We start from the raw sequence: 21,255 nt of genomic DNA, 5'->3' as shown, positions 1-21,255 counted from the left end.
CGTCGATGGCATACTGCTGCTGCGATGAGCGAACCAACTGCGGCGGCCCGACGCCCCCCGACCAAGCGCGACGACCAGCGGGAGGCCTCACGGCGCAGGCTCTTGGACGCGGCGTTGGAGATTCTCGCGGAGCAGGGCTACCGCGGGCTGACGGTGGCGAAGGTCGGCGACCGTGCGGGAGTCAGCCGTGGCATGGTCAACTACCACTTCACGTCCAAGGCCGGGCTCGTCGAGGACGTGGTCGCCGACATCCGTGAGACGTTCATCGACCTGCTCCGGGCACGGCCCGAGTACGCCCGGATGAGCGGACTGGAGGCTGTGCTGGCCAAGCTCGACCAGCTCTTCGCCCGTCTGGCGGAGCCTGAGCCGGGCGTACGGGCGAGGGCATTGCTGGTGCTGCTCGTCGAGGCGGTCGGCAGCGATGACGGGGTCAAGGGTTTGATGGCCGACCACCTCAGTCTCGTGCGGAGCGGCATCGAGGAGGACATCCGAAGGGGCATCGCGGACGGGAGCATCCGCCCGGACGTGGACGTGGTCGCGCAGGCGTTTCTGGCGGAGAGCATCGCTCGCGGTGTGCTCCTGCAGTACCAACTGGACTCTGCACGAACCCGCCTGGCGGACATCGGACGGGCCGCCCACGAGATGCTGGTGCTCGGGCTTTCGCCGACGCGAGGCGACGACTGAGCCGCCTGTCGGCCGCCGCGTCGCAACGTGCGGCGGTCGACGGGGGACGCAGGGGACGGGGACAACGCGCGTCACACGGCGCTGAGCCCGCCGTCGACCACCAGGCTCTGGCCTGTAACGTACGAGGCACGGTCGGAGAGCAGAAACGTGACGGCCTCCGCGACTTCCCAAGCGCTGCCCTGGCGGCCCAGGGGGATGCGCTCGAACGAGGAAGTCCGGGAGACCCGCTTGGTGGAGGCCTGTCGTCCCATCGGGGTGTCGATCAGGCCGGGGACGACCAGGTTGGCGCGGATACGGCGTGCCGCCCCCTCCTTGGCGACATGGCGGGTGAGCCCGTAAAGACCCGCCTTGGAACTGTCGTAGGCCGGCGAGTTGGTGGCCGCACGCAATCCGGCGACCGACCCGATGAAGACGACGGCGCCTCCCTCAGCCATCGCGGGAAGCCCGTGCCGGGCGGCCAGGAAAGGTGCACGCAGGTTCAGTGAGAGCACACGGTCCCACTCCTCGGGCGACGAGCCCTCCAGCCCGGAGCCGAGACCCACGCCCACGTTGACCACGATCGAATCCAGACCGCCCAGTCCGCGGACCGCCTCGGCGACCATGGCGGCCGACTGTTCGGCATCCGTGGCGTCACCCGCCACGGCGATCCCCAGCGTCCCTTCGGCGCCGACCAGTTCGGCAGTCGCGGCCGCGGCCGTAACGGACACGTCGGCGCAGGCCACGTCGGCGCCCTCCCGGGCGGCGAGGACAGCGATCGCGCGGCCGTTGCCGACGGGTGCGTGCGGGTCGTCGTCGGGACGGGTGCCGGCGCCGACCACCAGTACCTTGCGGCCGGCCAGGCGACGGGCCGCCCGCTTGAGGTCCCTTTCACCCATGGGTCCGGCCTCCTTCCGCAAAGCCTGTGCTGTCGAAACCGGGGTCCAGTTCCACGCCGATGGTGTTCAGGAAGAACGCCACCATGTGGTATTGCCCGACCAGCATGACGATCTCGATCAGTTCGGCGTCGGTGAAGTGCTCGGCCAGAACCTCCCACGTGGCGTCGGACAGCCTTGCGTGGCCGTTCAGTTCGTCCGCCGCCCGGACCAGGTGCCTTTCGAGTTCCGTCCAGCCGTGGGCTTCGGGCCCCTCGGCGAGGCGGTCGATGTCCGCGTCCGTGACGCCCGCGGCTTTGGCGAGAGGAAAGTGTCGTCCCCACTCGTACCGGGCCCCGGTGTTGCGGGAGGTACGCAGGATCAGCAGCTCGCGGAGCCTGCCCGGCAGGCGCCCGCTACGGAGCAACTGACCCCCGAACGGCATGAACTGCTCGTAGAGGTCGGGATGGCGTACGAGCGTGGTGAAGATGTTCGGGATCCGGCCCCCAAAGTCGCGAGCCGCGGTGGCCAGCAGCGTCCGGGTTCGTGTGTCCCAGTGCTCCTCGGGGAGCGGCATCACCCGCGGTTGGGTCTGCTCGGCGGATTCGTGGGGCTGTGACATCGAGACCTCCAACGTGAGGCACCCACGATAGGAGACTGGCTGAACGCTTAGCAAGTGAACTCCCGCGAGATTTGAATCTGGCTCTGTCCGCGGTTCCTGTCGCCATGAGGTTCTCGTACTCGCGGGGGGCCTCGCGCTGTGCCGGGACCGCCGGGGTGCCCTGTGTGCCGTCGAGGAGCTGGCGGCGGGCGAGGAGTTGGCGGTGGACCGCGAGCGAGGCGGTGACGCGCAGCGTGTAGCCCTGGCCGCGCCGTACCGTCACGCCGTGACTGAGCGCGGCCCGCCCGGCGTTGTCCAGCTCGGTGTCGCGGGCATGCGGCGAGAGGCGTTCGGGTGTGAGTGAGATCGACCTGGGGTCAACGCCCTCGATGCCGACGCGCATCGAAGCGGAGCAGCACCCGCACCACACGCCACACCGCAGCAAGGGCAGCTAGCACGATCCCCACCACGAGCAGGCTTTTGCCCGCAGGCTCCGAGACACCGACGACCAGTGCTGGGACCAATAGCGCGCCGAACACGGCTGCGGCCAGGACGGCAGCCGTCACCAGGGCGAACATGATCTCCACCGTCATCGCGTCCTTCTCCCACCGCGACTCCCGCCCCATGTCCATGCTGCAAGTTTCACACAGACCGTCAGGCCCTCGTATTCGAAATCCCGCTCAGTTCATTCCTCACCGGTCTCGTCCTCGTACCGTTCGGTCGCGTCCGGGGCCCGCAGCGGGTGCAGGCCCCGGTCGCACTGCGCCGGACGGCACTGAGTCGATGGCCGGTGCGGACAGCGCCGTACTGATGCGCGAGCGTGTGGATCCTTCGTCTCTACGCTTCGGACCGAGATACGCGGGTGCGGAGGGCGGCGATCGAGGGGCTCGGCCTCTTCTTGGACGACGCCGACAGGGCGGTGGCGATACGGCGGGACTGCAACCGCGCCCCGGTCGAACGCGGTTCGCCCATGTGAAGACCGTTAACGTCACACTGCGGCCTCCACCTTCCAGGACCTCAGAGATGACCTCACGCCAGCCTTCCCGCGCATGTCCAGCGTCCGCAGGTGCCGAGTCAGCCCGGCGTCGGGGTGGAAGTTGGCGACAGCCACGGGGAGTACGCCGGCGACCTCTACGTACGCTGAAGCGCTCCCGATCCGGCAGAGGCCGTTGTGCGGGCAGTGGCAGAAAGGCAGGGCCCCGCAGCGCCGGAGTGGAAGCGCTACGCAATCAGCCGAGGACCTTCAACGGACGCCATCGATGTCGATCGGCCGCCGGGCTCACGGCCGTCTGGGTGAGTCTGACCTGTGGAGTGTTGTTCGCGGCCTCGCAAGGCGGTACGAGTCGACCGGAGAGCCGTGGTACGTGTGCGTGATGCCCGCGCTCCGTCCGGAGGGCGTCCAGAACGTTTGGAGTGAGCGGGTATGGTCCTGGCGGCACGGCTGGTGTTGGCTGCGGTCTTCGGGGTCGCGGGGATCGCCAAACTCATGGACCACAAGAGACTGCCTCGCGCCATCGTAAGCTTCGGCCTCCCGGCTCGAACCGGAATGCCGCTTGGATACCTTCTCATCTCCTACGAGTTCGCTACAGCCCTGGCCCTTATCGTCAACCCGTGGGCAAGAATCGGTGCGCTTGGAGCGCTCGGACTGTTGCTGACGTTCTGTTTGGCCATCATGGTGAGCATGGCACGCGGCCGGACCCCGGATTGCCACTGCTTCGGCGGGCTACGCGCCACACCGGTTGGGTGGGGCACGCTCGCACGCAACGCGCTCCTCGTAGTCACGGCGGGATTCGTCGCAACCGATGGACGTGTCCCATGGTTCTTCACGGGCCTGGGGACCATCGCAGCGGCGTGCTGGGTGGTGTTGGGACTCAAGCGATCCAGGAAAGTGCGACCCGGCATGGTCACACCGGGCTTTTCACTGCCGGACACAACGGGACAAGAATGGACTCTCGCCAAACTGTTTGCCGCCGCGCATCAGCCACTCCTGCTTCTCTTCACTGATCACGCGTGCAGCGCGTGCGACGCACTGTTGCCACAGGTGGCCCGGTGGCAACAGGCCCATGCAGACCGGCTGACCATCGCAATCGTGAACGGCGGTTCCTCCGCGGACGGCGCTGCCGTCTCACGTGAGTACGGGCTGCGGAACCTACTCGTGGACGAAGACCGAATGCTGCTCGCCACGTACGGTCTGACCGGCACGCCCAGCGCACTGCTGATCGACACCGACCAGGTCCTCGCCGCCGCGCCGGCAGTCGGGTCAGCAGAGATCGCCGACCTGGTGACCAGGGCACTCCAACCGCGAGGTAGATCAACGGTCGCACGACGCGCGCTGTTGTTCGCCTCGGCCCTGGTGGTGCCCGCCGTCTTCGCCCCCCGCGCGACGGCCCGCGGCCTTACCTGGGCGAACTGGCGACCAAAGCAAGTGAAGTTCGCTGGGGGATGGCTCTGCAAACAGCGCTACGCGCTGTGTACCAAAGCCGCCTGCAAACCCTCGCCGAGCGACCCGAACATCCTCATCTGCCGCTGCGTGGTGGAATACGGTTATTCCTACGGCTATACCTCGTGTGCAGAACGGGCGCCAGTCGACAGGAGATTGGTATCCACGTTCTCGACGCAAAACACCAACCACCATACCCGCACCATGTCCTGCACATCCCGAGCGCAATGGGCAAACTGTCTGGACGTGGAGTGCGAAATCGACCCGTACAACCCGAGAAACGCAGTGTGCCGCTGCAAGTCCGTGGAGAGCGGCGACTTTTTCACATTCGGGGGAAACTGCGACACCAGTACCTGTACCTCCGTGATTTGGTCAGCGGCAACCCCTCCCGGTGTCCCCTTCCAAGCCGCGATGGAGAGCATCGGCCTATCAGTCACACTCCCCGAAGCATGCCCGACAGGCACGGACAACGATGACCTTCCCGTCTACTGGCCCTAACAGAAGTGGTTGATCATGTGACCTCGGGCTTGTCCGTTCGTCGGTCTGGTCGTGGGGGTGACGTCAGTCGCGGCCGTGGATCGTGTCGGTTGAACTGTGGTTGCTCATTGAGCCGTTGCTGCCCGTGCCGGCTCCGAGCAGCCAGCACCAGGTCATCACCGACGGGCAGGGCATCGAGACGTTTCCCGGCACGGCGGATGCGCACGGTCGTGCACATCATCGGCCAAGGCGACCTGGAGCGGGTGGCGCTCGAGGGGGGTACTCCCGCTTCCCGGTCACCGTCCCGAAGGGCGCCATGCTGGGTTCTCTGCACATCAAGGACACCCGCGGCATCACCGAACGGGACCGAAGGACGCGGGCGGTGACGCGTGACTGCGCTCGCGTCACAGAGCGCAGGTCGGCTGAATCATCGGCATGCGCATAGAGGTTTGATTCCGTTCACCCACTCACGGATCGTTGTGGCCCCTTTTGGGTTATGTCGAGTGTGTCGTCCCTTGTCCAGGGGATTTGTTCTCCCGGACACCCTGGGGGAGGCCCTGCATGTCCAGCGCTGTCAACACCGGCCGACACGCGGCCCGCAGCGGTGTGCGCGGTACGCTGCTGGTGGCCTTACTGGCATTCCTGATCACGACGTTCACTCCCGCCTTCGCTGATGTGCCGCCGTCTGCTACCGGCGACAGCGCTGTCCTGCACCATCCGCAGGCGTTGACGCCAACGTCCGACGAGCATGACACCTGCGAGACCCTGCAGGTGTCATCGTCGTCGGACGGCGGCCTCGACGTGGTGCGCGACGCACCCCATCACGGCGGAGGCCACCGGGCGTCCATCGTCTCGCGCTGCCGCCACCGCTCCCGCCTGGTGGTACTCGGCTGGCATCGGGTCGTGTGCGACGCCCTCGCCAGGGTCACTGCCCTTGGCGCCCAAGGACGGGCACCAGCCTCGGCTCATCGCCGGGCCGCAGACCAACTCTCTCGGTACGACGTCCTGCGCTGCTGACCGGCCCGGCCGCGTCGCTCCCCCTTGCCCGGCTCGGGCGCGGGGGCAGCAACGGCCAGTCCGCGCTGCCAGCAACCGGTCCACACCGCAGGAGATTCACCATGTCTCGCGACATCTACGCCGTCATCGCCGCTTGGGTTCGCGCAGAAGCCACCCGGCAGCCCGTCCCCCCAACGTCAACGGCCGAACCGGCCTCCCTGCCCGCGCCGGCCACCCCGGCCGACGACGCCCCAAGTGCCCTCGGGCCGTCCCCAGCAGGCGGCAGTATGACGCGTCGCTGTTGGCCCGTTCGCCTGGTGAATGGCGTGACATCAGCCTCCGCCGAGGCGCCGCGGCCGTCACCGCGACATGGCGCCGGAAATGCTGACCCCTCTGCCCCGACGGCCCCCCATCCGACGATCTGCGCCAGAGATGAGCCCTGCCCATATCGACGGGCAGTTGGCGCTACTCGTGCAGCGCGACGACCAGACGGGGGAGTGGTCGCTCCCGATCACCGCTGTCCTGGCGGTCACCGCGGTGCCCTTGACGTTTCTGGGTGTTACTCGCGGATTGGTCGAAGTCCCTATGCACAGGTGATTGTTGCCCGACATCTGGTGCCCGATATCGGCTGATGGCATGCCGACGTTTGGTGATGGTCACCCGTCGTCCAGCATCAGCTGGGATCCGGCACGTCGTGCGGGACCAGGGCGCGACCGCGTGGGATTCAAGGAACGACCTGTGTTGGGTCCACGTGAACTCAGGCCAGCTGGCATCCCTGCCGCCATCTGCCAAGGGTCTGCGGCGGCACCGATCCTGCTGGGCACAGCGTCATTGGCGGCTGATCGCTCGGGTCATGCCCGCGACGACTGCAGTGGCCAGTATCCAACCGGTGATCGGTGGACCTCAGCAAGACGTTCACCAACAACTTCGCCCTTCGAGCAAACAAGACCGAAGGCTTCAAGACCACCACCACCACGGCAGGACCGACCGGCTGGTCCCCACCCGGCACGGGGCCGCTCAGATGACAGCCCCCTGGAGGCCCCGCACCGCGATCTGCGTTCCGGCGGCACGGCCGTACTCTTCGTCGGCCCGCCTCACTTCGCTGTACGCGGCCCGTCTCACCCCGGTGTCCCTGCCCCATGTGTCCCATCCTGGTCGACGGGAAGGAGCAGGGTGAACGTAGCCGGGTGTCGGTTGGTCAGCGAGAGCCTGCCACCGAGCGAGACGGCCAGGTCACGGGCAAGGGCCAGGCCGATGCCCGTTCCAGCCCGTCGCCGGTGCGCCCGCGGTCGAAGAGCCGGGACGGCTCGCCCGTCACGGCGCCCTCGTCGCTCACGTCGAAGGCGAGGGCATCCTCCAGATCCCGCACCGCCACCCGGACCGTGCCGCGCCCGTGCACCCGGGCGTTGTCCAGCAGGATCCCCAGTACCTCCGAGACGGACGCGCCCTGAACCCGGATGTCGGCCGGTGTCTCCTCGGTGGCGCACTCCAGACGTCTTCCGTCCTGGGCGAAGAGCCCGTGCCACCGTTCCTCCGTCTCCGGCAGCAGCTGTCGTACGGCGACCGTCCCGGCGGTGAGGCGAGCCATCTCTTCGGAGCGGGACAGGCGCAGCACTTCCTCCACCGTGTGGTGCAGGCGTTGCGTGGTGGCCAGCGCCTCGGCCAGCACGGGCCGCAACCGGGCGTCGTCGTCCTGGGCGAGGCCCGCCTCCAGGGCGAGTTGCAGGCCGGTGAGCGGGGTGCGCAGCTGGTGGGAGGCGTTCGCGGTGAAGTCACGTTCGCGGCGTAGGAGCTCTGAAAGGCTGTGCAGCATCTCGTTGTGGGTGCGGGCGACCTGGTCGATCTCGGCGACGCTGCTCGGGGCGGCCCGTACGGTCAGGTCGCCTTCGGTCACCGCCCGGCACTGGCGGGAGAGGTCCTCCAGCGGCGCGGCCAGCACCCGGGCCTGACGGCGGGCGACGAGGACGGCGACGGTCAGCGCGAGCGCTGCCACGCCGAGCAGCAGCAGCCAGGCGACAGCGACCCGATTCCGTACGGCAACGGCGGGAGACGAGGCCCGCACGACGCCGATCACCTTCTCGGCATGGGAGACGGGTACGGCCACCACCAGGTCCGGGCCCGCCCGGCGCCGTACCACCTCACCGCCAAGGCTTTGCCGGAGCGGGGCATCGCCGGACCGGGGGCCGCTGCCCGCGCGCAGTCGCAATCGAAGGTCGTACAGGCCCAGACGGCCGCCAGATGGGGGCGCGGGCAGTTCCACCGGGTCGCCTCTCACGAAGTCCGGGCTCACATGTACGGCCGCGGCGAGGGCCGACCGTTCCAGGGTGTCGCGCTGGTCGGCGTACAGGGAGGACCTGATCGCCAGGGCCAGCGGGACGGCCAGGAGGACGACGGCGACCAGAGCGGCGGTCAGGGCGACTCGCACCACGCGCTGTCTCATGCCCTCATCATGCGGGCCGTTCACCTGGGCGGATGCGCTGCGCCACACGGTTTTGCCGTCGTCTAACCCTCAGCAAGCGGGGCGTTAACCGGCCTCCTCCTAGCGTCCGTGCCATGACCGTCCGGTCCGAGGACTCCCCTGGAGGGCCTGACCATGGCAGCACGCACAAGGACGTACGCGGTCGTCGGGCTCACCCTCGCGGCGGCGGTGACCGCCGGCTGTTCCGGTTCTGGGTCACACGCCGGCTCCGGCGGCCCTGCGTCCGGTTCGGCCACCGTCAGCGGACGGAACCAACCGGCACCCACCGAGTCCAACCCGCCCGGTGACATCCCCGACAACCAGGTGTACGTCGCCTACCGGCCGACCGGCGGTTCCTACACCGGCTTCACCCTGAAGGTGCCCGAGGGCTGGGCCCGCACAAGCCAGGGTGACACCACCGCGTTCACCGACAAGCTCAACACTGTGAAGATCACCGCGGCTTCCGCCTCCGGTGCGCCCACGTCCGGCTCGGTCACGAAGCGGTCGTACCTCAACTCCGTTCCCAGGTGCAGAAGTTCTCCTCACCCAAGGTGAGTGAGGTGACCCGGCACGCCGGCCCGGTGGTCCTGCTGACCTATCAAGGCGACTCGGCGAAGGACCCGGTCACCGGAAAGGTGGTGCGGGACGCTTTCGAGAGGTACGCGTTCTACCGCGCGGGGCACGAGGTGGACCTGACCCTGTCCGGACCGGTCAAGGCCGACAACGTCGACCCGTGGCGCATCGTCAGCGACTCCTTCACCTGGCGGTGAGCACCATGTCCGACGGCACACAGACCGGCGGCGGCGCCCGCGACGTCCTCACGGCCCGCGAGCTGTACCGCTTCTACCGGGCCGGCGAGGAGGAGACACTCGCGCTGCGCGGGGTGTCGCTGAGGGTGCGGCGTGGCGAGACGGTCGCGGTCGTGGGCCCGTCCGGGGCCGGCAAGTCGACCCTGCTGGCATGCCTGGCCGGACTCGACGAGCCCTCCGGCGGCGAGGTCCACATCGACGGCGTACGGATCAGCCATCGGCCCGAGACCGAGCGAGCCCGGCTGCGGGCCCGGCACATCGGTGTCCTGCTGCAGACCCGCAACCTGCTGCCGCACCTCAGCGTGCGGGACAACGTCCGCCTGCCGCAGCGGGCACAGGGCCGCAGGGCCGCCGTCCCGGCCGGGGAACTGCTGGGCCGGGTAGGGCTCGCCGACCGATCGCACGTCCTGCCGCGCCAACTGTCCGGCGGAGAGCTGGCGCGGGCCGGACTCGCCGTCGCGCTGGCCAACTCGCCCGCCGTCCTGCTCGCCGACGAACCGACCGGTGAACTCGACGGCGAGACAGAGCAGTTGGTCCTGGCAATGCTGCGGGAGCGGGCCGCGCAGGGGTGCGCGGTGTTGATCGTCACGCACAGCCGAGAAGCAGTCCGCATCGCGGACCGGGTGATCACCCTGACAGACGGGATGGCCACCGATGCCCGGCGGCAGGACCACGAGGAGGCACATGATGCCGTCGGATGAGGTGCTTGTCAGCTGCGCGGACGCGGCCCTGACCTTCGGCCGGGGGCCTCGGGCGGTCGTGGCCGTGCACGGGGCCGACCTGGAGATCCGGGCCGGGGACCGGCTCGCGGTCGTCGGCCCCTCGGGGTCGGGCAAGAGCTCGCTGCTGCACCTGCTCGCCGGGCTGGAACAACCCACCAGCGGCACCGTCACCCGGGCTGCCTCGCTCGGGCCGTACGACATCGGTCTGGTCTTCCAGGGCGACAGCCTGATACCCGCCCTGAACGTGGCGGAGAACACCGCTCTGCCCCTGGTCCTCACCGATCGTCCGGAGGGCGAGGCGCGACTGTGCGCGCTCGCGGCACTCGCCCTGGTGGACGCCGCCGACCTGGCCGACCGGCTCCCCGAGGAGATCTCCGGCGGCCAGGCCCAGCGAGTGGCCGCCGCCCGGGTCCTGGCCCAGGCGCCGCGCCTGATCCTTGCCGACGAACCCACCGGGCGCCTCGACCACGCCACCGGCACCCGCGTCCTGGACGCCCTGCTCACGGCCGCCGGCCACACCGGCGCGGCCCTCGTCGTCACAACCCACGACCCCACCGTCGCCGCCCGGCTCACCGTCCGCCGGAGCATGCGCGACGGACGACTGCTCACACCCGAGGAGGTGTCGTGATCACCGCATGGGCGAGCGGACTGGCCCGCCACCGTGCCGGACGGCTGCTGGCCGCCCTGACCGGCATCGCGCTCGCGGTCGCCCTGGTCGCCGCGCTCGGCTCCTTCCTCACCGCGTCGAAAGCGACCATGACCCAGCGTGCCGTGCGCTCGGTCTCCGTGGACTGGCAGGTCCAGGTGCAGCCCGGCGCCGGCCCGCGTACGGTCCTGTCCCTGGTGGACAGGACCCCGGGCACCCGCACCGCTGTGCCCGTCGGCTTCGCGCACACCAGCGGCTTCACCGCTCGCGTGCGGGGAAGCACCCAGGCCACCGGCCCCGGCATGGCCCTTGGCCTGCCCGACGGCTACCGCGCCCGCTTCCCCGACGCCGTCCGCACGCTCTCCGGCTCGTCCACCGGTGTCCTGCTGGCCCAGCAGACCGCCTCCAACCTGCACGCGGCCCCCGGCGACACCATCGGCATCCAGTTTCCCGGCGCCGGTCTGCGCCAGGTGAAGGTGGACGGTGTGGTCGACCTGCCGCAGGCCGACTCCCTCTTCCAGACCGTCGGGGCCCCGAGCCAGTCCCAGCCGACCGCTCCTCCGGACAACGTCGTCCTCCTGCCCGCCACCCGGTTCGCCGCCCTCACCCGCGGCGCCACCGGTGTCACCACCCAGATCCACGCCGCTCGCGACAACGCTCGGCTGCCCTCCGACCCGGCCTCCGCGTACTCCGCCGTCACCGGTGCCGCCCACAACCTCGAAGCCCGCTCCGCCGGCACGGCCCTGGTCGGCAACAACGTCGGCGCAGCGCTCGACTCGGCCCGCCAGGACGCCCTGTACGCCCAGATCCTCTTCCTTTTCCTCGGCGTGCCCGGCGCGGTGCTGGCCGCCACGCTGACGGCGGCGGTCGCCACGGCCGGCGGCGAACGGCGCCGTCAGGAACAGGGGCTGCTGCGGCTGCGCGGTCTGCGGCCCCGTCAGATCACCGCACTCGCCGGTCTGGAGGCCGCCCTGATCGGCCTCGCTGGAGGCCTGGCGGGGCTGGGCATCGCCGCCCTTACCGGCCGGCTCGCCTTCGGCACGGCCTCGTTCGGCGCGAGCGCGGGAACCTGGTCCGTCTGGTACGCCGTCGCCTTCGTGCTCGGGGTCGCGGTGGCCGCCGGTGCGGTCCTCGTCCCTGCCCTGCGGGACCTGCGCACGGTCACCGTCGCCGACACCCGCAAGCAGGAGAACGTACGACGCACCCGATCACCCTGGTGGATGCGCTACGGCCTGGACTTCGCCCTGCTGATCGTCTCGTGGCTCGTCTTCCGCGCCTCCTCCGGCAACCAGTACGCACTCGTCCTCGCCCCCGAGGGCGTCCCCAGCATCTCCGTGTCGTACTGGGCCTTCCTCGGCCCCGCCCTGCTGTGGATCGGAGCGGCCCTGCTGCTGTGGCGCCTGACCCTGCTCGCCCTCACCCACGGCCGCCCCGGCCTGGCCCGGCTGGTCCGGCCGCTGACCGCGACCCTGGCGGGTACCACCGCCGCCGTCCTGGCCCGGCGCCGCCGCCCGTTCGCCCGGTCGGTGGTCCTGCTCGCCCTCGCCGTCTCCTTCGCGATCTCCACCGCCGTCTTCAACGCCACGTACCACCAGCAGGCCGAGGTCGACGCCCGGCTGACCAACGGCGCCGACATCACCGTCACCGAACCACCGGGCGCCCAGGTCCCGCCCACAGCCGGAGCAGCGCTGACGATCTCCGGCGTACGGCACGTCGAACCCCTCCAGCACCGCTTCGCCTACGTCGGCTCCGACCTGCAGGACCTCTACGGCGTCCGACCGGACAGCGTCGCCGAGGCCACCTCGCTCCAGGACGCCTACTTCGCGGGCGGCACCGCCGACCAGCTGATGCGCCGGCTCGCCCAGCGCCCGGACAACCTCCTCGTCAGCGTCGAGACCGTCAACGACTTCCAGCTCTCCCCGGGCGACACCGTCAACCTGCGCATCCAGGACGCCCGCACCAAGTCCCTGCGCACGGTCCCCTTCCACTACGCCGGCATCGCCAAGGAGTTCCCCACCGCCCCCAAGGACAGCTTCTTCGTCGCCAACGCCTCCTACATCGCCAAGGCCACCGGCGACGACTCGGTCGGTGCCTTCCTCCTCGACACCGGGGGCACGAACCAGCAGCGGATCGCCGCCCATCTGCGGGGGCAGCTCGGTACCCGGGCCACCGTCACCGACCTCACCCAGACCCGCGGCACCGTCGGCACCAGCCTGACCTCCGTCGACCTGGCCGGCCTCACCCGCATCGAGCTAGCCTTCGCCGTCCTGCTCGCCGCCGGTGCCGGCGGCCTGGTCCTCGCTCTCGGACTCGCGGAACGGCGCCGCACCTTCGCCATCGCCACCGTCCTCGGCGCCCGACCACGCCACCTGCGCGGCATGGTCCTGTCCGAGGCCCTGTTGCTGGCCGTCGGCGGCCTGGCCGGAGGCGCCCTCATCGGCTGGGCCCTGTCGGAGATGCTGGTCAAGGTCCTGACCGGCGTCTTCGATCCGCCACCTGCGGCTCTTTCGATCCCCGGTGCCTACCTGGCACTCACCGGGGCAGCCGCCGTCGCCGCCGTCCTGGCCGCGGCCCTCAACGGCATCCGCGGCAGCCACCGACCCGCCGTGGAAGAGCTCCGCGACCTGTGAACGCGGCGTGCACCCACGACGGGCCCCTCGCCCCGGCGACTCCTAGGCTGTCGACCATGCGCACGCCCGCAGCACCGGACCGCAGCCGACTGCGTGTCCTCGTCGTCGAGGACGACGACACCATCGGCCGCCACCTGGAAACCGGCCTGCGCGGCCACGACTACGCCCCGACGTGATGTCGCACCGGAGCGGGCGCACTGGCGGAGGCCGAGCAGGCGCCTTACGAGGTACTGCTGCTGGACCTGGGGCTGCCGGACATGGACGGCCTGGACGTCGCCCGGCAGCTGCGCGCCCGGCTCCCCGACCTGCTGATCGTCGTGCTGACGGCACGGACCGACGACATCGACATCATCGCCGGGCTGGACGCCGGGGCCGACGACTACCTGGTCAAGCCGTTCAGCCTGACCGTGCTGCTCGCCCGGCTGCGGGCTCACCTCAGACGGCACGTGGTAGCCATGCCGGCCCGGGAGCCGGTGCAGGTGGGCGATCTGGTCGTCGACGTAACAGCCCGTCGCTGCGCACTGCTCGGCAAGGACGTCCCGCTGCGGGCCAAGGAGTTCGACCTGCTCGCGGTGCTGTCCGAGCGGGTCGGCGAAGCGGTCTCGCGCGAGACACTGATGGCCGAGGTGTGGGACGAGAACTGGTTCGGCTCCACCAAGACCCTCGACGTGACGTTGGCAAGTCTGCGCCGCAGACTCACCGAGGCGGCACGGTCGGAGGGGCGACCGGCCCGGCTGCCCCGGATCACCACGCTGCGGGGGCACGGGTACCGGCTGGAACGGCAACCGGACCCGCAGGACTGAGCAGGTGCGCGCGGCGTCCGCACGACGGCGAGCAAGCACCTCGCCGGTTCACGATGCCGAGCGGCGGGCCGGCAGCGCCAGGACCAGCAGCCCTGGGGCCATCGGCAGTCATCCGGTCAGCAGGCGGTAGCCGAGCACCGCCGAGACCGCCGCCGCTCCCGGCGCGCCGGCCGCAGCGAGCGCGAAGCCCAGCGCAGCATCCAGCGACCCCAGTCCGCCCGGCGTGGGCAGCAGCGCCGCCGCCGGCGACCAGGCAGGCCACGGCCACGCGGCTCGCGGGCAGGCCGAGACCGATCGCGTGGACCACGGCAACGATCACCCCGGCATGCAGCAGGGCGAACGCGACCGAACCGCCCCACAGAGCACAGGCCCGCGCCCGGTGCCGGTGCACGTCCCGCACGTCCCGTACGTCGGCCAAGGCCCGGGCACCAGTTGTCCGAGGCGGCCGCTGATCGCGGCCGCCAGGACGGCGGTTCCGGCCGCCACCGGCAGCAGGACCAGCACATGCGGGACCCGCGCAGAGAGATGGACCGTGCAGGGCGAGGCGACCAGCAGGGCCGCCACCAGCGCGCACCGGACCATCCCGCCGACGTACGCCTTCACCGCCGGCGTGGTCGCCGCGCGCGGGGTGGACAGCCCGCATCGTGTCAGGAACCGCGGGTTGACCACTGCCGCTCCGACACCTGCCGGAAGGAGGTGATTGGCGGCGCCGACCGCGAACTTTGCCGCCACCAGCCGTCCCCTGGGCAGCCGTTCGGCCACCGCCCCCTGCTGGGCCAGGGCCGCGCACACCCATGTGGCCGCGGCGGCGACGCAGGCGAGCACCAGCCACTCCCCGTCGGCGGCGGCAAGCCGGTCGGTGCCACTGTCCAGAGTGGTCCGGTGCGTGGCAAGCATCCCGCCGGCAGCGGCGAGCGCAATCAGGGTGATTCCCAGCTGGACGTACAGGCCCCTGCCCACGGTGGTCGGCAGGCTCTCGGTCGCGGTCACGACGCTCACCTCCCCTGCCGTGCATCGGGTGCCACGTACGCCCGAAGACCGCCGACCTCTTCCTCGGGCCAGGTGCGCGCGTACGCGGGCGGATGGCCCCCAGGCGGAGCGAGGACAACGAAAGATGTGCGGTGAGCGGCACGCGTCAGCTCGGCCACGGTGGTGCTGGCGTCATGCCCCGCCGTCTGTGCGGAGCCGCAGCCGCTGTGGAAGGCGATCGGCACGGCGTCGTAGCCGCTGAGCAGGCAGGGCTGCCGTACACCAAGTTTGTGGAGGGCGGCGGCGGTGCGGGACCAGTCGGCGCGGGAGGCCGCGGAGCTGTACACGGTGTGCTCCAGGACGACGCACTGCACGACCAGGTGACCCGCCACACCGATCGCCACCAGGCTGATGCCGACGGTGCGCGCGATCCGACCGGTCGGGGCCGTGACCAAGTGGGCCAGGCCGTGGGCGACAGGGAGGGCGAGCAGGGCGTAGGCGGGCAACAGGAAGCGGGGGGCCGCGTAGCCGATGAGGAACAGATAGGGGACTGCAGCCGTGACGGCGCAGGCCAGCGGAAGCAGGATGGGCCGCGCGCGCCGGGCGCGGACGGCGACCACAGCGCCCAGGGCGGCGAGGAGCGGCAGCGCGAACCACCACAGGGTCACCAACGGGCTGGGGGCTGACCCGGTGCAGGGCCGGCACAGGGTACGTCCGCCGAGACTGCGCAGCTGGTCGACCACCGCGAGGTGCCAGCCGAGCCCGCCCTGGACGGCGGAGGCAGCAGACAGGCGCTGCGCGAGGCCGCCGTAGCTCGCATACGCCTCGATCACCCACTCGCCGGCACCCGCCACCAGCCCCACGACCAGCACGACGAGAAAACGCGGGCGACGCGCGGAAAGAGCGAGCAGGGGCAGCACGACGTAGACCGCGTCCATGGGGCGCATCCCCGCCATCAGCGTCGCGCCCGCGAAGAGACCCCACCAGGCCGGCCGGTCCCGCGCGTTCGCGCAGGCGCGCAGGAAGCAGCCGACGCAGGCCAGGGCGCCGATGGCGACCCAGTAGTTGGGCATGGCCTGGGGGCCGTAGAACAGCGTCACCCACAACGAGGCGAACAGGGCACCGGCCAAGGCCAGGACGCCGGGCCCGAGGAGACCTCGCCATGCCCGCAGGGCGAAGTAGAGGGCCAGGCCGGAGAGGACGGCCAGGTAGATCCGGAGCAGGGCGGTGGAGTCGGACCACGATGCGATCGGCGCAACGAGGAGTGAGATACCGCGGGAGCGGGGCGCGCTGAAGTAGGCAGCGGGAACGTGACCACTGACCTGGCTGACGTAGACCGTCTCGTCCCAGCCGAGACCGAGATCCGGCCGTACGAGGACGAGCTGGGCGAGCATGAAGGCGGCTGCGACCGCCCCGAGCCGGGGCTCGCCCCGCGCGCCCCGAGTCCGGATGGCCTGCGAGGGGCGGCCAGCGCGGGGGACAGCGGTCCTCGTGGCGTTCGAGCCATCGGTCATCTTGCACCTTTCGTCGTCGCACGCCACGGAATCGGACCCTCTACAGCTCGTAGGAGGACACCCCACACTACGGCTTGTAGGGTTAGAGGCGGGTGAGAAGACGGGGTACCGGAGGAGCACCCGGGCGAGCTCTTCCAGCCCGGCCGCCGCACCGATCGCGAGGACGGGCACGACGGCGCGGGCCTCGGACTGCCGCCCGCGCGGCGCCTTGCCCGTGCCGTCGGCGGCAAGGTGCCCCACGACCCCGGACGAAGTCCTGGGGCGCGCTTCCTGGCCCATCTGCCCATGGGCTGAGCGGGCTACGTCCGCTCGCTCCGGGTCCTGCCTTCCTGGACGTGCGCGTAGGCCATGAGGCCGAGCAGAACGGCCAGCAGGACCGCTGAGGAACCGGGGGTTCCGAGGTCGAGACCGCCCTTGGCGACCGGTTTGGTCAGGAAGTCGCCCGCGGTGGCACCGAGCGGGCGCGTGAGGACGAACGCGATCCAGAACAGCAGGACGTTCGGCACCACCGGCACCCTCATCAGGGCCACCAGGACGGCGAGCAGCCCGGTCACCAGCAGCGCGCCGCCGGCGTAGCCGAGCCCGGAGCTGTCGGACAGGAAGTCGCCCATGGAGGTGCCGAGGGTGTTGGAAACGAGGATCGCCGACCAGAACAGTGCCTCGCCGCGGAAGGTGACGATGTCACGGATCTGGAAGGTCATCCCGCTCAGCCGCCAGACCGCGAAGATGACCATCAGGATCGAGACGAGGATCGCCGCGCCGGCCGGGTAGCCGAGGCCGAGGCCCTGTGGTCCCCAGCCGAGTGAAGTGGCGCCGTTGGAGAGGTACTTGGTGCTGGCGTCGCGGTTCATGAAGTCGGACATGGTGGTGCCGGCCATGCTGGTCGACAGGATGACCGTCCAGTAGAAGAACGGGTTGTAGCGACGGGACCTGAGCTGAACGACGAGCGTCACCACGAAGATCAGGAACAGGACGATCGTGGTGAGGAAGTAACCCAGTTTCAGGGTCTGGGAGAAGAGGTCTCCGGCAGTCTCACCCAGTGTCGTCGCCGCGATCTTCATGATCCAGAAGGCGAGGGTGACTTCGGGCAGTTTCTTCATCACCGACGTCGGCATGCTCGCGACGTCGAGGTCGGTGAGGTCTTTCGGCTGCTGCAAGGTGGGGGGCTCCTTGTGTGGTCGTACGGCAGGGCGCTCGCCCAGCAATGGGAGCGAGCGCCCTGCCGGATGGGCGATCGCGGCGAGGCGATCGCGATCAACGACCTTCGCAGCGTCGGCCTGAACACCTCCTGAACGCCTGCCCCGCCCCTGTTCAGGCGGCGTGGCGCGCGGTTTGCTGCGGCTGCGCGACGTCCGTCCGGGTCACCGCCAGATACACCACCAGGCCGAGAACGACACTGAGGAACGCCGCGCTCGTGACGACGACGCCCAGACCCACTCCGCCGTCAACGGTCGGGTGCGAGAGGTAATCGCCGACGGACGCGCCGAGGGGGCGGGAGAGGACGTAGACGATCCAGAAGCTCCACACCGCGTCCAGGTCAAGCGCGAAGTGCGCGAGGGCGACCGCGGCGATGACCAGGCCGAAGAGGACCGCGGACAGCCAATAGCCGAAGTCCATCCGTTCGGAGACCAGGTCGCCGGCGGCCGTGCCGAGGGCGAACGTGAACAGGACGGCGAGCCAGTAGAAGGACTCACGGCCCGTGGTGTCGATGCTGCGGATGGACAACGTCCGCTCGCGGCTGTACCAGACCACGAAGACGACCGCGAGGATGATCGCGAAGGCGGTGGTGCTGGTCGCCAGGGGCACGCCCATGTTCTCGGTGAGGTTGTCGCTGATCAGCGTGCCGACGACGCTGATCAGTGCGACGACCGGCCAGTACACGCCGGCACGGTAGGCAGTGGTGCGGAACTGCACGACCAGAACGACCGCCAGCAGGGCGCTCGTCAGTATCGACACACCGGTCAGGCCGAGCCCGGCCTTCTCGTTGAGCAGGTCGGCAGCGGACTCGCCGACCGTCGTACAGAGCACTTTGATGATCCAGAAGTAGACGGTGACCTTGGGCACCTTGTTCCGGCGCAACCGGCGGCCCGAGGACGCCACGGCGTCGACCGATGAGGCCGCCGTGGTCTCTGATGTCTCGTATGCCATGAGACCCGACCGTGCCACGGACTACCTGAACTCATCCTGACTACCGTGCGGCATCCGCCGCCCCGCCGTGCACCATCCACCTGCCTCCCACCCACCCCTTGACCAAGCGACAGAATGGCTGCATCGGAGGCTCGGCCAGGCCGTCGTACTGTTCTACGCCTCCGCACTCCTCCTGCCCGGCCCAGGACTGTGGCTGCGCCGGGACCACACCCTCCTCCACCTTCAGCTGAACTCACCGCCGATGCCGCTCTCGCTCGTGCTCTTCGGGTCCCCGTCCGCTACCTGGGCCGCCTGTTGCGCGCCCCCACCACCCTGCTGCTGGCGGGGCTCGCCCTGCACCTGGCAATCCCCCGTGTGCCGCGCCCCGTCACGGACGGCCGCAGTGGCCTGATCACCACGATGAATCTGATCGTCACGATGCCCGTCGCCATCGGAGCCACGGCCTGGACGGGCAGGGGAGACGGCGACGGCGATCACGGCGGGCCTTCGTCAAGCCCGTCACCCGTCCTCGCGACCCGGCACACTCCCTAAACGGTGAAATGATCTATTTTCCGATCGAACCGCCCTTAAATGGTCGAGGTGAGCACTCCCGTCCCGCATCCCTCCCACGCCGTCGTACCGCGCGACGGACAGCGCGAGTACGGTGCCCGACCGTCGCTGGGCATTGCACGCGGGATCGGCCGCGGCTGGTGCGTTCGCCGCCCGCTTGCCCTCCAGGCGGCTCCATCGCCCACCCGGCACTCCCGACCCGCATCGCGGGCGGCCTGCCACGTCGCCCCTGCCGCCAGGCGCAAGGCCATCGGCGAGATCCGCAACGAATCTGTGGTGAACATGCACTTCGGGCACGCGGACACGGCCGCCGCCCCACCCGGCTTCCTCCACCGACTCGACCGACGCGGTTTGCGCGCGGTGACCACCAGGGAGTTGCTGAGCTGATGCATCCCACGACCATCGTCCGCCTACTGATCACCGGTGTCGCCCTCGCCGCGCTCGCCGACTGCAGCAGCGCAATCCCCCACAAGGACGAGGCCCTCGCCTCCAAGACCCCCCTCGCCCCCGCTGAGCAACAGAGGATCCGGGGCCTGAGGGGCATGCCGCCCGTGCTCGACCCGAACGACCTCTACGCGGCCGACCGCCCGAACCAGCTCGCGCCGGCGGTCAAGGACTTCCCGTCCCGCGTGTACATCCCCAACACCAACTCCGACACTGTGTCGGTGATCGACCCGAAGACGTACAAGGTCATCGAGACGATCCCGGTCGGCAGGCAGCCGCAGCACGTCGTGCCGTCCTGGGACCTGAAGACGCTGTGGGTCAACAACGACCTGGGCAACTCGCTCACCCCCATTGACGCGAGGACTGGCGAGGCGGGCAAGCCGGTCGCCGTGCATGATCCGTACAACCTGTACTTCACGCCGGACGGCAAGTACGCGGTCGTGATGGCCTCCAACGACCGACAGTTGGTCTTCCGCGACGCCCACACCATGAAGGTGGTCAAGGCCGTCCCGGTCAGCTGCCGCGGCGTCAACCATGCCGACTTCTCCATGGACGGCCGGTACTTCATCGTGTCCTGTGAGTTCAGCGGCGAGATGCTGAAGGTCGACACCGAGAAGATGGCGGTGATCGGCCAGCAGAAGCTGCCCCTCAAGGGTGCCATGCCGCAGGACGTGAAGATCTCTCCGGACGGCAAGAAGTTCTACATCGCCGACATGATGGCCCACGGCCTTTGGGTCCTGGACGGCGACACCTTCTCCAAGCCATCCCTCATGCCCACCGGAAAGGGCGCGCACGGCCTCTACATCAGCCGTGACTCCCGCGAGATGTACATCTCCAACCGGGGCGAGGGCACCATCTCCGTGTTCGACTTCAAGGAGGGCCGGCTGACCAAGAAGTGGCGCCTACCGAACGGCGGCAGCCCCGACATGGGCGGCGTCTCCACGGACGGCAAGGTCCTGTGGCTGTCCGGCCGCTACAACTCCGAGGTGTACGCCATCGACACCACCACCGGTGATCAGCTCGCCCGCATCAGGGTGGGCAGCGGCCCGCACGGCCTCGCGGTCTATCCGCAGCCGGGCCGCTACTCGCTGGGTCACACAGGCATCTTCCGCTGATGCAAGGGCGCTGATCCGGGGCTGCCTCCAGACGCACCAGGCGCTGTGGCCGTGCCCGGCGGGGACAGGTGACAGGCTTCCCCCGCGGCGAGGCGGTGCATTACCACGGGTACGCGCCAAAACGAGGCGTGCCGCATGGAGGCGGTGCTGGTGGAGCAGACGGCGAACACCGGGCAGAACGTCGGGGACGCGCAGCAGCGCGGGCATCACCTGGGCGAAGGTGGGTGCGTCGGCGACCACGGCGTCACGGATCCCGTGCCCCGAGAGAGCGTGATCGGCGGGCCCGACCCCGCCGTCGCCCCCCAAACGGTGCCGACCGGCAGTAGATTGTGTGGGGGGGTTTGTTTGGTAGCAGTCAGTGGGAGCGGCCAAGGCGGGGTTGGGTGGTGGATAGCGAAT

Annotated in this window: 19 protein-coding genes and 2 pseudogenes; 13 read left to right on the top strand and 8 right to left on the bottom strand. The window is 69.9% G+C overall.

What is annotated here, in order from left to right; all coding sequences use genetic code 11:
* The first annotated feature begins 24 nt into the window (after nucleotides 1–24).
* The gene (locus ACWGKT_RS12905) at nucleotides 25–684 is read left to right on the top strand and encodes a TetR/AcrR family transcriptional regulator (protein WP_356152099.1); all 660 of its coding nucleotides are present in this window, start codon (nucleotides 25–27) and stop codon (nucleotides 682–684) included.
* Nucleotides 685–755: 71 nt separating this feature from the next.
* Here ACWGKT_RS12905 and ACWGKT_RS12900 read toward each other — a convergent pair whose 3' ends face one another.
* The 3 genes from ACWGKT_RS12900 to ACWGKT_RS12890 form a co-directional block, all read right to left on the bottom strand.
* Entirely contained in the window at nucleotides 756–1,559 is an 804-nt protein-coding gene (locus tag ACWGKT_RS12900; RefSeq protein ID WP_453273603.1) for an SDR family NAD(P)-dependent oxidoreductase, read from the bottom strand.
* Nucleotides 1,552–2,157, bottom strand: a complete 606-nt coding sequence (locus ACWGKT_RS12895) for a carboxymuconolactone decarboxylase family protein (RefSeq protein ID WP_453273602.1) — start codon at nucleotides 2,155–2,157, stop codon at nucleotides 1,552–1,554. Before ACWGKT_RS12895 ends, ACWGKT_RS12900 begins: the two co-directional genes overlap by 8 nt.
* Before the next feature lie 356 nt (nucleotides 2,158–2,513).
* Entirely contained in the window at nucleotides 2,514–2,768 is a 255-nt protein-coding gene (locus ACWGKT_RS12890; RefSeq protein ID WP_453273601.1) for a DUF6332 family protein, read from the bottom strand.
* Between the two features lie 791 nt (nucleotides 2,769–3,559).
* Between ACWGKT_RS12890 and ACWGKT_RS12885 the strand changes: the two genes are divergently transcribed.
* Nucleotides 3,560–5,074 carry a MauE/DoxX family redox-associated membrane protein gene (locus ACWGKT_RS12885; protein WP_453273600.1) on the top strand — a complete coding sequence of 505 codons (1,515 nt, stop codon included), beginning with the start codon at nucleotides 3,560–3,562 and terminating at the stop codon, nucleotides 5,072–5,074.
* Nucleotides 5,075–5,614: 540 nt separating this feature from the next.
* A complete protein-coding gene (locus ACWGKT_RS12880) occupies nucleotides 5,615–6,070 on the top strand; it encodes a hypothetical protein (RefSeq protein WP_453273599.1) in 456 nt (151 codons plus the stop codon).
* Between the two features lie 1,177 nt (nucleotides 6,071–7,247).
* On the opposite strand, the gene ACWGKT_RS12875 is transcribed toward ACWGKT_RS12880, so the two are convergent.
* Nucleotides 7,248–8,489 (bottom strand): sensor histidine kinase, encoded by a 1,242-nt coding sequence (locus tag ACWGKT_RS12875; RefSeq protein WP_453273598.1) that lies wholly within the window; start codon nucleotides 8,487–8,489, stop codon nucleotides 7,248–7,250.
* A 153-nt stretch (nucleotides 8,490–8,642) separates the two neighbouring features.
* Between ACWGKT_RS12875 and ACWGKT_RS12870 the strand changes: the two genes are divergently transcribed.
* The 6 genes and pseudogenes from ACWGKT_RS12870 (at nucleotide 8,643) to ACWGKT_RS12845 (ending at nucleotide 14,117) form a co-directional block, all read left to right on the top strand.
* Entirely contained in the window at nucleotides 8,643–9,062 is a 420-nt protein-coding gene (locus ACWGKT_RS12870; protein ID WP_453273597.1) for a hypothetical protein, read from the top strand.
* 5 nt (nucleotides 9,063–9,067) lie between these two features.
* The gene (locus tag ACWGKT_RS12865; RefSeq protein ID WP_453273596.1) at nucleotides 9,068–9,277 is read left to right on the top strand and encodes a hypothetical protein; all 210 of its coding nucleotides are present in this window, start codon (nucleotides 9,068–9,070) and stop codon (nucleotides 9,275–9,277) included.
* A gap of 5 nt (nucleotides 9,278–9,282) precedes the next feature.
* Nucleotides 9,283–10,017 (top strand): ABC transporter ATP-binding protein, encoded by a 735-nt coding sequence (locus ACWGKT_RS12860; RefSeq protein WP_453273595.1) that lies wholly within the window; start codon nucleotides 9,283–9,285, stop codon nucleotides 10,015–10,017.
* Nucleotides 10,004–10,666: an ABC transporter ATP-binding protein gene (locus ACWGKT_RS12855; protein ID WP_453273728.1), complete on the top strand. Its 663-nt coding sequence runs from the start codon at nucleotides 10,004–10,006 to the stop codon at nucleotides 10,664–10,666. The genes ACWGKT_RS12860 and ACWGKT_RS12855 overlap by 14 nt, the downstream gene beginning before the upstream one ends.
* Entirely contained in the window at nucleotides 10,663–13,314 is a 2,652-nt protein-coding gene (locus ACWGKT_RS12850; protein ID WP_453273594.1) for an FtsX-like permease family protein, read from the top strand. The genes ACWGKT_RS12855 and ACWGKT_RS12850 overlap by 4 nt, the downstream gene beginning before the upstream one ends.
* Nucleotides 13,315–13,370: 56 nt before the next feature.
* A pseudogene (locus tag ACWGKT_RS12845) lies at nucleotides 13,371–14,117 on the top strand (response regulator transcription factor).
* Nucleotides 14,118–14,432: 315 nt separating this feature from the next.
* On the opposite strand, the gene ACWGKT_RS12840 reads toward ACWGKT_RS12845, so the two are convergent.
* The gene (locus ACWGKT_RS12840; RefSeq protein WP_453273593.1) at nucleotides 14,433–15,107 is read right to left on the bottom strand and encodes a lysylphosphatidylglycerol synthase domain-containing protein; all 675 of its coding nucleotides are present in this window, start codon (nucleotides 15,105–15,107) and stop codon (nucleotides 14,433–14,435) included.
* Between the two features lie 5 nt (nucleotides 15,108–15,112).
* On the bottom strand, nucleotides 15,113–16,600 hold the full coding sequence (locus ACWGKT_RS12835; RefSeq protein ID WP_453273592.1) for a hypothetical protein: 1,488 nt from the start codon (nucleotides 16,598–16,600) through the stop codon (nucleotides 15,113–15,115).
* Nucleotides 16,601–16,702: 102 nt separating this feature from the next.
* Between ACWGKT_RS12835 and ACWGKT_RS12830 the strand changes: the two are divergent.
* Nucleotides 16,703–16,894 (top strand): annotated as a pseudogene (locus tag ACWGKT_RS12830) (ATP-binding protein); the annotation flags it as partial.
* 5 nt (nucleotides 16,895–16,899) lie between these two features.
* Here ACWGKT_RS12830 and ACWGKT_RS12825 read toward each other — a convergent pair.
* Nucleotides 16,900–17,757, bottom strand: coding sequence for a COG4705 family protein (locus ACWGKT_RS12825; RefSeq protein ID WP_453273591.1), 858 nt, complete (start codon nucleotides 17,755–17,757; stop codon nucleotides 16,900–16,902).
* A 154-nt stretch (nucleotides 17,758–17,911) separates the two neighbouring features.
* Complete coding sequence (locus tag ACWGKT_RS12820) at nucleotides 17,912–18,748, bottom strand: COG4705 family protein (protein ID WP_453273590.1); 837 nt, start codon at nucleotides 18,746–18,748, stop codon at nucleotides 17,912–17,914.
* Between the two features lie 294 nt (nucleotides 18,749–19,042).
* Between ACWGKT_RS12820 and ACWGKT_RS12815 the strand changes: the two genes are divergently transcribed.
* Genes ACWGKT_RS12815 through ACWGKT_RS12805 form a run of 3 tightly spaced genes read left to right on the top strand, consistent with a single transcriptional unit; the run spans nucleotide 19,043 to nucleotide 20,856 of the window.
* A complete protein-coding gene (locus ACWGKT_RS12815; protein WP_453273589.1) occupies nucleotides 19,043–19,279 on the top strand; it encodes a hypothetical protein in 237 nt (78 codons plus the stop codon).
* A gap of 48 nt (nucleotides 19,280–19,327) precedes the next feature.
* Nucleotides 19,328–19,684 carry a hypothetical protein gene (locus ACWGKT_RS12810; protein WP_453273588.1) on the top strand — a complete coding sequence of 119 codons (357 nt, stop codon included), beginning with the start codon at nucleotides 19,328–19,330 and terminating at the stop codon, nucleotides 19,682–19,684.
* Nucleotides 19,684–20,856 carry a YVTN family beta-propeller repeat protein gene (locus ACWGKT_RS12805; RefSeq protein WP_453273587.1) on the top strand — a complete coding sequence of 391 codons (1,173 nt, stop codon included), beginning with the start codon at nucleotides 19,684–19,686 and terminating at the stop codon, nucleotides 20,854–20,856. The genes ACWGKT_RS12810 and ACWGKT_RS12805 overlap by 1 nt, the downstream gene beginning before the upstream one ends.
* Nucleotides 20,857–21,255 lie beyond the last annotated feature (399 nt).

The organism is Streptomyces sp. NPDC054794 (genome assembly GCF_053611585.1).
The sequence above is the reverse complement of the archived record's forward strand: the minus strand, read 5'-3'. Positions and strand labels throughout refer to the sequence as shown.